The sequence below is a fragment of the Inhella sp. genome (assembly GCF_027532025.1).
GTDB lineage: Bacteria > Pseudomonadota > Gammaproteobacteria > Burkholderiales > Burkholderiaceae_C > Inhella.
The window spans coordinates 1-11,123 of the sequence record NZ_JAPZSY010000049.1; the positions used below are offsets into that span (position 1 = coordinate 1).

6 protein-coding genes and 1 riboswitch are annotated in these 11,123 nt (G+C 68.7%); of the genes, 4 read left to right on the forward strand and 2 right to left on the reverse strand.

Annotated features, from left to right (window positions below; genetic code table 11):
• Positions 1-91: 91 nt before the first annotated feature.
• Positions 92-181, reverse strand: a riboswitch (S-adenosyl-L-homocysteine riboswitch).
• A gap of 161 nt (positions 182-342) precedes the next feature.
• Positions 343-2,346 carry a hypothetical protein gene (locus O9335_RS07925; RefSeq protein WP_298386166.1) on the forward strand — a complete coding sequence of 668 codons (2,004 nt, stop codon included), beginning with the start codon at positions 343-345 and terminating at the stop codon, positions 2,344-2,346.
• Between the two features lie 127 nt (positions 2,347-2,473).
• Here the strand turns inward: O9335_RS07925 and O9335_RS07930 are convergent, their stop codons facing one another.
• Together O9335_RS07930 and O9335_RS07935 are read right to left on the reverse strand one after the other, a co-directional pair.
• The gene (locus O9335_RS07930) at positions 2,474-2,914 is read right to left on the reverse strand and encodes a DUF1854 domain-containing protein (protein WP_298386169.1); all 441 of its coding nucleotides are present in this window, start codon (positions 2,912-2,914) and stop codon (positions 2,474-2,476) included.
• Positions 2,911-5,202 carry an ABC transporter ATP-binding protein gene (locus O9335_RS07935; protein WP_298386171.1) on the reverse strand — a complete coding sequence of 764 codons (2,292 nt, stop codon included), beginning with the start codon at positions 5,200-5,202 and terminating at the stop codon, positions 2,911-2,913. Before O9335_RS07935 ends, O9335_RS07930 begins: the two co-directional genes overlap by 4 nt.
• A 78-nt stretch (positions 5,203-5,280) precedes the next feature.
• Between O9335_RS07935 and cphA (O9335_RS07940) the strand changes: the two genes are divergently transcribed.
• The 3 genes from cphA (O9335_RS07940) to O9335_RS07950 are packed head-to-tail and all read left to right on the forward strand — an operon-like array spanning position 5,281 to position 10,960.
• Positions 5,281-7,458 (forward strand): cyanophycin synthetase, encoded by a 2,178-nt coding sequence (cphA, locus tag O9335_RS07940; RefSeq protein WP_298386173.1) that lies wholly within the window; start codon positions 5,281-5,283, stop codon positions 7,456-7,458.
• Positions 7,459-7,482: 24 nt separating this feature from the next.
• The gene (gene cphA / locus O9335_RS07945) at positions 7,483-10,056 is read left to right on the forward strand and encodes a cyanophycin synthetase (protein WP_298386175.1); all 2,574 of its coding nucleotides are present in this window, start codon (positions 7,483-7,485) and stop codon (positions 10,054-10,056) included.
• A gap of 46 nt (positions 10,057-10,102) precedes the next feature.
• Positions 10,103-10,960: a DUF6279 family lipoprotein gene (locus O9335_RS07950; RefSeq protein ID WP_298386178.1), complete on the forward strand. Its 858-nt coding sequence runs from the start codon at positions 10,103-10,105 to the stop codon at positions 10,958-10,960.
• Positions 10,961-11,123 lie beyond the last annotated feature (163 nt).

Here is an 11,123-nt window from a genome sequence, read left to right on the forward strand (position 1 = left end):
GCAACGGCGTTCATGCGCGGGCTCCGGTGGTGATCACGGGCCGCCGAACGCGACGGAGAGAGCAACAGGACACGCTCACCCACGCCGATTCAGCGGGTGAGCGCCGTTGCCAAAGCCCCTTGGGGGCTCCGTTCCAAGCCTGGCCGGGGTCATCCCCGCGGTTGCAGCGCTCCTTGGAACAAGCCGCTGATTATGCGCCGCTTCGATCCAGGTGCGGATGGGCGACCGCAATGCCCCTGCATCAGGGCCAGCCCTGTGACCTTCATGACGTCAGATTGGGCACACTGCCGGCCTCAGCCGGGGAGCAATGCTCCCTCCGTCCAACGCGGAGTCATGCCCACCATGTCCCTGTCCCGTTCATTCGGCGGTTCCGTCACCGTCGCCACCCTGACTTTGTTGTTGGCCGCCTGTGGCGGAGGTGGGGGCAGCGCTCCGGCGCCCGCTCCTGCCCCAGCCCCCCCGCCGGCTCCGGGACCGATTTCGGCGCTGGGGGAAGACCCTTGCAACAGCGGCAGCGCCAGCTACGGACTTACCACCTTCGGCGGCGAGTTGGTCGGCAAGCAGGCCGCCGCTGCCGTCGTGGGTTGCACCGGGGCCATCACCCGGCCCGAGTGGTCGCAGATCGAGGGCCCCAGCGTGGCCTTGCTCAGCGCCAAGACGCAGGTCATCCATTTCGAGCCCACGCAAGCCGGCACCTACGGCTTCCGGGTGCGGTTCAACGACCCTGCCGGCACCGCCCGCAGCGAAGACGTTCGCGTCACTGTGAGCGCCCCCGCGCAGGCAGTGCGTGCGCTGGTGCGCAACCACCAAGCCGTGCGCATGGGCGGCAAGATTTCGCTGCGCGCCTGGTCGCCCTCGGGTGAAGCCATCAACAGCGTGAACTGGGTGCAGACCGCCGGGCCCACCGTGACCCTGCAGAACGTGGACGCGCTGGCCAAGCAATTCGTGGCGCCCGAGGTGACGCGCGACACCGTGTTGCGCTTCCGGGCCACGGTCACCACGTCCAGTGGTGCGAGCGACACGCACGAGGCCCTCGTGGTGGTGGAGCGCCAAGTGCAAGCCGCCGCCAACGACAGCAACGCCGTTTGGTCCGGCGATCACATCTCCCGCGTCTACGCCTACCGGCCCAACGGTCCGTATGCGGGTGCGCTGGTCCGCTGCGTGTACGACCCAGCGCAAACCAACAGCAACCTGTGCCCCTTGAGCCAGCTTCCGTTCCTGGCGCAAGACGTGTCGGCTGGGCAGATCCCGACCGTCGAGCAGGTGATGAACCGCGTGATCGTGTCGCACGACTGGCTGGGCGAGAACTTCGAGCAGTTCTTGCGCACGCACGACACCAATGGCGATTTCCGTCGCATGCTGATGAGCACCACGGCCGTGGTGCTGGGCGCCCACGTGCGGCCCTCGTTCTACTACGCCGGCACGGGCGCTATTTATTTGGATGCCGCCAACTTCTGGCTGACCCCGGCGCAGCGCGACACCATCGACGAAGCCCCGGACTTCCGCGCTGGTTTCGGCAATAGCCTGAGCCACTACGGCCTGTGGCGCTACGCGAAGAACAACGGCAGCTACTTCCGCTTCTTCGACCCGAAGCTGCGCGTCGATCGCTCGCAGGATGACCTGCTGGCGGCGGCCGGTTGGCTGATGTACCACGAGCTGGTGCACGCGCTGGACTTCATGCCCCCGGGTCAGTACGCCGGTCTCAACAACAGCCTGTCGGCCTGGGGCAACATCGCGCCCCGCTTCTCGGCTCGCCAGTTGGTGTCGGACCTCGTCAGCTCGCGCTTTCCCTTGACCTCGAACGAGATGAAGGGCTTGGGGCAGGTGAAGTTCCAGGGCCAGACGGCCACCGCCACGCAAAACGCTTACACCGCCGACCAGGTGGCCGCCTTCTTCAGCGCCGACTTGGCCACCGACGAGTACGCCTACAGCACCTCGCGCGAGGACGTGGCCATGGGCGTCGAGGAGATGCTGATGAGCCGCCGGCTGGGCGTGCAGCGCGACGTGGCGTTCGTGCCCCGCACGACCGAATCCATCGTCACCAGCAACGTGCGCTGGGGGCAACGCGGGCGCGTGGGCGATCCGCGCCTGAAGCCCCGTGTTCGCGAGGCAGCGGCCCTCGTCGTGCCTTGGTTGCCCAGCAGCGAGGTGGACGCCTTGCCCGCGCCCATCGCCATGCGTCAGGGCGATTCTTGGACCAGCAACCTCAACCTGGGCCCGCTGGCGACGCCCACGAATGCTCGTGACCGCCTGCGTGCCTTGAGCGCCGCCGAGGCGTGGCAGCAGCAGGTGATCGAGGAGCGCCAGCGCGTGCACCAGTTCCCCAAGAAGCTGCCGCCTCATTGAGGCCGGAGCTTCCCCGACAAAAAGGGCGCTCTGCAGGCGCCCTTTTTTCTGATCGTGTCGCTCCGTCCGGCCGTTCGTTCGTCCGTTCGTCCGTTCGTCCGTTCGTTCGCCGGCCAGCGGCCCTGGCTCAGAGGAAGCGTTCGAGCAAGCGGCGCGAGTGGCGGTCGAGCGCCCACCGGTCGGCCACGAACAGCATCAGCCCGTGGCTGGTGGTGATGAGCAGGCGGCCGTCCGACCCCAGGCGGCGGATGTCTTCCTCGCTCTTGAGCACGAAGGACAGCGGCCCGCGATCGGTCTCCACCGTCCAAACGCTGGGCGTGCTGAAGGTGCTGACCTGGACCAAGCGCTGCACCGTGGGGTGGAACTCGCGCTGGGCCAATTCGTCTTGGATCAGGCTGCGGGCGGGCTCGGGGCAGGTGGACAGGCGGTCCACCCAGGCGCGTTCGTGGCCGTCTGGGCCGACCAGGCTCAGGCCTTCGTCGGGCGCGCTGATGGGGTGGGCGCGCACCGGGTTCACGGGCTCGCCGTCCAGCAAGAGGCGGCCGAAGGGGTCGCGGTGCAGGTTCATGCCGCAGCCTCCACGTGCTGGTTCGGGTTGGGCGTCATGACGATCTCGCCTTCTTCCTGGTCCACCCGACGCACCTGGGCCTCCCACAAGCGCCAGTAGTGGCCCTGGGCCTCGATGAGTTCGTCGTGCGGCCCGACCTCGACGATTTCGCCGCGGTCCATCACCACCAGGCGATCGGCCTTGCGCAGGGTGCTCAGGCGGTGGGCGATGGCGATGGTGGTGCGGCCCTTCACGAGGTTGTCCAGGGCCTTCTGGATTTCTTTTTCGGTCTCGGTGTCCACGGCCGAGGTGGCCTCGTCCAGGATCAGCAGGGCCGGGTCGATCAACAGGGCGCGGGCGATGGAGATGCGCTGGCGCTCGCCGCCGCTCAGGCCCTGGCCGCGCTCGCCCACCAGGCTGTCGTAGCCGTGGGGCAGGCGCAGGATGAACTCGTGCGCGTGGGCGGCGCGGGCCGCGGCCACGATCTCTTCGCGCGTGGCGCCGGGCTTGCCGTAGGCGATGTTCTCGGCGATGGTGCCGAAGAACAGGAAGGGCTCTTGCAGCACCAGGCCGATGTGGCGGCGGTAGTCGGCCACCTTGATGCGGCGCAGGTCCACGCCATCGATGCGGATGCTGCCCTCGGTCACGTCGTAGAAGCGGCAAATCAGGTTGACCAGCGTGCTCTTGCCCGAGCCGCTGTGGCCCACGAGGCCGATCATTTCGCCGGGGCGGATGTCCAGGTCCAGGCGCTTGATGACGGCGCGACTGCCGTAGCGGAAGTGCACGCCCTGCAGGCTCAAGGCGCCCTTGGCCTGGTCGAAAGGCACGGGCTGGGCCGGGTCGGGCACGTTGGAGACGTGGTCCAGGATGTCGAAGATGCGCTTGGCGCCGGCCGCTGCTTTTTGCGTGACGGAGACGATGCGGCTCATCGAATCCAGCCGACCGTAAAAGCGCCCGATGTAAGCCAGGAAGGCCGTCAGCACGCCGACCGTGATGCTCTGGTGGCTGATGAGCCAGATGCCCGTGACCCAGACCACGAGAAGGCCGATCTCGGTCATCAGGCCCACCGTGGGGCCGAACAGGCTCCAGGTTTTGTTGAGCTTGTCGTTGACGGCCAGGTTGTTGGCGTTGGCCTCTTTGAAGCGGTTGGCCTCGCGCTTTTCTTGGGCGAAGGCCTTGACCACGCGGATGCCGGGGATGGTGTCGGCCAGCACGCTGGTGACCTCGCCCCACACCCGGTCGATCTTTTCAAAGCCGGTGCGCAGGCGGTCGCGCACGAGGTGGATGAGCCACGCGATGAAGGGCAGGGGCACCAGGGTGGCCAGGGCCAGCCCAGGGTGGATGCTGAACAGGATGACCGCCGTCATGGCCAGCATCAGCACGTCGGTGATGAAGTCCAACGCATGCAGGCTCAAGAACACGCTGATGCGGTCGGTCTCGGAGCCGATGCGGGCCATCAGGTCACCCGTGCGCTTGTTGCCGAAGTATTCGAGCGACAGGCCCAGCAGGTGGTCGAAGGTGGCGGTGCGCAAGTCGGCAGCGATGCGCTCGCTGATCAGCGCCAGGATGTAGGTCTTGGCCCAGCCCAGGGCCCAACTCACCAGGGCGGCCCCGAACAGGCCCGACAGCAGCAGCGCCACATGGCCGGTGTCGATGGGCTGGCCGTTCTGGAACGGGATCAACACATCGTCCATCAGCGGCATGGTCAGGTACGGGGCCACCAGGGTGGCGCCGGTGGCGCCCAACATCAACAGGAAGCCCAGCAGCAGCTGCCCTTGGTAGGGCTTGGCGAAGCGCCACAGGCGCAGCAGCACCCAGGTGCTGGGCGGCGTGTGCAGCTCGCGGTGGCAGGTGGGGCACTCCTCGCTCTCGGGCGGCAGTGGCGCTTGGCAGGTGGGGCAGTGCTCGGCGTCGTCGCTGGCCGCTGGGGCCGGCCGCCCCGCCCATTCGTCTTGCAGGCGCTCGAAGGCTTCGCACAGCCGCTGCAGGCCCAGTTGCTCGGCCAGGGTGAAGGGCCAGTGGGCCAGGCGCTGTTGATCGTCCACCAACTCCAGGGTGCCCAATCCGCCTTGGTCGTGCATCTGCAAGCGTTGGCCGGGGCGCAGCGGCCACTGCTGGCCGCCTTGGTGCACCAAGCGCGCCCCGCGGGGCCCTTGCACCATCAACAGCAGGCCGGCTTGAAAGCGCCGCTGGCTGTCCAGGTCAACGCTGGCGGCGGCGACCACGTTCTCGTCCGGCTGCACATGCGCTTGCGCCGAACCCCACGCGGGGTGCTGTCGCAGGGTGTCGCTGATGGGCAGGGGCTGCATCGGGGGCGCTTCTGGTTCTGAACGGCGGGCATTGTCGGCGCAGAATCGCCCCCATTCCCGTCAGCCCTGGCCCTGCCCATGAGCAAGAAGAACGACATCAAGTTGCTGCGCATCAACTACCTGCGCGGCCCCAACATCTGGACGTACCGAGCCTGCCTGGAAACCTGGCTGGATTTGGGCGAACTGGAAGACTTCCCCTCCAACAGCCTGCCGGGCCTGAATCAACGCCTGTGCGCTTGGCTGCCCGCGCTGGTGGAGCACCACTGTGGCGTGGGTGAGCGCGGCGGCTTCCTGCAGCGCCTGGAGGAAGGCACCTGGATGGGTCACGTGCTGGAACACGTGGTCATCGAGCTGTTGAACTTGGCCGGCATGCCGACGGGCTTCGGCCAAACGCGCTGCACCAGCCAGCGTGGCGTCTACCGCATGGTGTTTCGGGCGCGCGACGAGCAGGTGGCCCGCGCGGCTCTGAAGGAAGGGCATGCGCTCTTGATGGCCGCCATCAACGACGAATCGTTCGACGTGAGCGCGGCCGTGGCGCGCTTGCGCGACACCATCGACGACTGCTACCTCGGCCCTTCCACCGCCGCCATCGTGGCCGCCGCCACCGACCGGCGCATCCCGCACATCCGGCTCAACGACGGCAACTTGGTGCAACTGGGTCACGGCGCGCGCCAGCGGCGCATCTGGACGGCCGAAACCGACCGCACCAGCGCCATCGCCGAAGGCATCGCCCGCGACAAAGACCTCACCAAGACCTTGCTCAAGGCAGTGGGTGTGCCCGTGCCGGAGGGCGTGGTGGTCAAGAGCCCCGAGGAAGCCTGGGAGGCAGCCAAGGACTTGGGCCTGCCGGTTGTCGTCAAGCCCAGCGATGGCAACCATGGCCGTGGTGTCACGCTCGACTTGGTGATCGAAGCCGATGTGCACGCGGCGTTTGCCCTGGCCGACCGCGAAGGCTCCGAGGTGCTGGTAGAGCGCTGCATTCCCGGCAACGAGCACCGCCTGCTCGTGGTGGGCGGCCGTGTGGTGGCCGCGGCGCGGGGCGAATCCGCCTGGGTGGTGGGCGATGGCAAGCACAACGTCAAGCAGCTCATCGACCAACAAATCAACACCGACCCCCGCCGCGGCTTGACGGAAGACTTCCCGCTCAACCGCGTTGTCCCCGAGGAGGACCCGGTGGTCTTGCTGGAGCTGCAGCGCCAGAACCTGCGCGTGGAGTCGGTGCCGGCGCATGGGCAGCGGGTGCTCATCCAGCGCAACGGCAACGTGGCCATCGACTGCACCGCCGAGGTCCACCCCGAGGTGGCGCACGCCGTGGGCTTGGCCGCCCGTACCGTCGGGCTGGACATCGCCGGCATCGACCTCGTGGCCGAAGACATCGGGCGGCCGCTGCAGGATCAGGGTGGTGCCATCGTCGAAGTGAACGCCGGCCCCGGCCTGTTGATGCACCTGAAGCCCGCCGAGGGCGTGCCCCAGCCGGTGGGGCAAGCCATCGTCGACCACCTGTTTGCCGAAGACGAATCGGGCCGCATCCCCATCGTGGGCGTGGCTGGCTCGCGCGGCACCGCCACCGTGGCCCGCTTGGTGGCCTGGCTGCTGCACCTGCACGGCAAGCAAGTGGGCCTGGCCTGCGCCGACGGCCTCTTTTTGGGCGCCCGGCAGGTGGAGAAACGCGTCAAGCGGCCCTTTGATGCCGCCCATCGGCTCTTGATGAACCGCCGGGTCGATGCCGTGGTCGCCGAGAACGATGCCATGGCCATCTTGAACGACGGTTTGGCCTACGACCGATGCTGGGTGGGCGTGGTCACCGATCTCACCCGCACCGAGGCCCTGACTCTGCACGATGTGCACGAGGACTCACAGTTGTTCAAGGTGTTGCGCACCCAGGTCGATGTCGTGCTGCCCGAGGGGGCGGCCGTGCTCAACGCCGAAGACCCGCAGGTGGCCGCCATGGCCGAACTGTGCGACGGCGCGGTGATCTTCTACAGCCTGAACGCGCAGGCCCCTGCGCTGCAAGCCCACCTGCACGCCGGCGGCCGCGCCGTGGTGCTGCGCGGCGGTGAGGCCATGCTGCTGGCGCCCGATGGCGAAGCCGTCGGGGCCCACGTGGCCGCCTTGCAAGCGCGCTTCGACGGCACGGGCAAGCCGGTGGATGCCGCCACCGTGCTGGCCGCCGTGGGCGCCGCCTGGGCCCTGGGCATTTCTCCCGAACTCATCGTGGCTGGCCTGGACACCTTCGTGCCGGCGCTGCCCCAGTAAACCACTCCCACCCGCCAACACACCATGGACGTTTCTCGTTTGCGCGCCCTGCGGGGCCCCAACCTCTGGAGCCGACACACGGCCATCGAAGGGGTGGTGATCTGCACGCCGGTGGAGTGCCAGATCGATGATTTGCCCGGTTTTGAAACCCGACTGCGGGCGCTGTTTCCGGGCCTGGGGCCGCTGCGCCCGCCGTCGGGTCAGCGCGTGCCCGTCAGCCTGGCGCACGTGCTGGAGCAGGCCGCCTTGGCGCTGCAGGCCCAGGCCGGCTGCCCCGTCACCTTCAGCACCACCCACGTCACCAGCACGCCCGGCCACTTCCAGGTGGTCGTGGAGTACAGCGAGGAAGACGTTGGCCGGCTGGCCATGGACGAGGCCGTCAAGCTGTTGCAGGCCGCGCTGGATGGCCGCGACGACTGGGACGCCGCGGCGGTGGTCAAGCAGCTGCGCGACTTGGACGAAGACGTGCGCCTGGGCCCGTCCACCGGCAGCATCGTCAACGCTGCCGTGGCGCGGGGCGTGCCTTACCGCCGACTCACCCAAGGCAGCTTGGTGCAGTTTGGCTGGGGCCACAAGCAGCGCCGCATTTGGGCGGCCGAGGTGGACGCCACCAGCGCCGTGAGCGAATCCATCGCGCAGGACAAAGACCTGTCCAAGCGCCTGCTGCAAAGCGCCGGTGTGCCGGTGCCGATTGGTCGCCCGGTGGACAGCGTGGACGACGGCTGGGAGGCCGCGTTGGACATCGGCCTGCCGGTCGTGGTCAAGCCGCTGGACGGCAACCAAGGCAAGGGCGTCACCGTCAACGTGATGACGCGCGAGCACTTCGAACTCGCCTACCAGGCTGCCGAAGAGATCGGCACCGTGATGGTGGAGAAGTTCTTGCCTGGCAGCGACTTCCGTTTGCTCGTGGTGGGCAACCAACTGGTGGCGGCGGCACGGCGCGACCCGCCGCAGGTCAGCGGCGATGGCGTGCACACGGTGCGTGAGCTGGTCGACGAGGTCAACAAAGACCCCCGTCGCGGCGACGGCCACGCCACCTCGTTGACCAAGATGCGCTTGGACGACATCGCCATCGAGCGGCTCAAGCAACAGGGCCTCACGCCCGACAGCGTGCCGGCCAAAGGCCAGCGCGTCATCTTGCGCAACAACGCCAACCTGAGCACCGGCGGCAGCGCCACCGACGTGACCGACGACGTGCACCCCGAAGTGGCCCAGCGCGCCATCGCGGCGGCGCAAATCGTGGGCCTGCACGTGTGCGGCGTCGACGTGGTGGCCGAGAGCGTGTTGCGCCCGCTGGAAGAGCTGCACGGCGGCATCGTGGAGGTCAACGCCGCGCCGGGCTTGCGCATGCACCTGAGCCCCAGTTACGGCAAGGGCCGCAACGTGGGCAAGGCCGTCATCCAGAGCATTTACGGCCCCGACAAGAACGAGGACGGACGCATCCCCGTCGTTGCCGTGACCGGCACCAACGGCAAGACCACGACCGTGCGTCTCATCACCCACCTGTTCGCCACCGCGGGCATGACCGTGGGCATGACCAACACCGACGGCGTGTACGTCGATGGCCGCCAGATCGACAGCGGCGATTGCTCGGGCCCCAAGAGCGCGCGCAACGTGCTCATGCACCCCGACGTCGAGGCCGCGGTCCTGGAGTGCGCCCGCGGCGGCATCTTGCGCGAGGGCTTGGGTTTTGACCGCTGCGCGGTGGCGGTCGTCACCAACGTCGGCGCGGGCGACCACCTCGGCCTGAACTACCTGGACACGGCCGAGGACATCAAGCGCGTCAAGTCGGTCATCGTGCAAAACGTCAGCCCCACCGGCTACGCCGTGCTCAATGCCACCGACCCGCTGGTGGTGGCCATGGCCGAATCGTGCCCGGGCAAGATCATCTTCTTTGCGGCCGACCGCCACCTGCCCCTGATGGCCACGCACCGCGCCCAGGGCAAGCGTTGCGTGTTCGTGGACGAAGGCGCCATCGTGGCCAGCGACGGTGCCTGGCGCGAGTCCATCCCGCTGCGCGACGTGCCCATGACCCGTGGTGGCACCCTGGGCTTCCAGGTCGACAACGCCATGGCGGCCGTGGCAGCCGCCTGGGGCGCCGGTTTGGCGTGGGACGTCATCCGCCGCGGTCTGGCCAGCTTCAGCACCGACGGCGACAACGCCCCGGGCCGCTTCAACGTCATGGAGTACCACGGCGCCACCGTCATCGCCGACTACGGCCACAACCCCGACGCCATGCGTGCCCTGGTGGCCGCCGTGGACGCCATGCCGGCCCAGCGGCGGGTGGTGGTCATCAGTGGTGCGGGCGACCGGCGCGACCAAGACATCGTCGAACAGACCCAAATCCTGGGGGCGGCTTTCGACCACGTCGTGCTCTACCAAGACGCTTGCCAGCGCGGCCGCGAGGACGGCGAGGTGGTGGCCTTGCTACGCCAAGGCCTGGCCGGTGCCAGCCGCACCTCGCGCATCGACGACATCCGGGGTGAGTTCGCTGCCATCGACCACGCGTTCGCGCACCTGAACGAGGGCGACCTCTGCCTGGTGCTGGTGGACCAGGTCGAAGAAGCCCTGGCGCACCTGCGCCAGCGTTGTGCCTGAAGCCCTGGGCCCAACGGGGGCAAAACGCCAGCGGCACCATGCGCCCATGTCGGCCCCCCACCATCGTTTCGCCGTTTGGGCGTTGCTGGCGCTGATGGCCTTGCTCAGCGCCTGCAGCACCCTGCGCCTGGGTTACCAGCAGCTGCCCCGCCTCGCCTCCTGGTGGGTGGACGACTACGTCGACCTCGACCGCCGCCAGCAAGCGCAGTTCGATCAGGCCTGGTCCCAGTTGCAGGCCTGGCACCGCCGCGAGGAACTGCCCCGGCTGAACGCGTTGTTGGCGAAGGCCGAAAAGGCCCTGGCCGCCGGCGCACTCGACCGTGCCGAGCTGGCGCAGTTGGAGGCCGCCTGGGCCGACTCCGTGCACCGCACCCTGGTCCACGCGGCGCCGCTGGCCGGCCCCTTGCTGGCCGGCCTCACGCCCGAGCAATGGGCCTCGATGGAGGCCGAGATGGCCCGCCGCCAAGACCGATGGTGGCGCGAGCTGCAGGCGCCGCCCGAGCGGCTGCGGCAAGCGCGGGAAAAAGCCTACGTCCGCAGCCTGGAGCGTTGGTTGGACGAACTCGATCGATCCCAGGCTGGTTTGGCGCGCGAGCGCGCAGCACGATGGGCCGTGCCCGACCCCGAGGCCCAGCGCCAGCGGCGCGAGCAGCGCCAGGCCCAGCTGCTGGCTGGCTTGCGCCATTGGGCCGGCGGCCAATCGGCCGCGGGCGTGCGCGACCTGATGCGGGCCATGAACCTCGTTCCCGAGGCCCGCAGCGCCAACGAGCAAGCCCTGCGCGACACCGTGGTGGACGACACCCTGGCCGTGTTGGCCCGCGCCGAGCCCGCCCAGCGCCAGCGCACGCTGCGCCGCTGGGCCGATTGGCGCAGCGAATTGCAGCGCCTGCAGCGCGAGGGTTGACGAGGATCAGCCCCCAGCCTCCAGCCTTCCAGGCCGGACGGCCTCTTGCGCCTTGATGGCTGTGCCGCCGCGGGTTCACGCCACTGGCGCTGCAGTTCGTCGCAAGGCCATCGCACCCGGCCCCGCCGGTTGCCACACTCGGGGCTCCCCGTCTGGGGTGTCC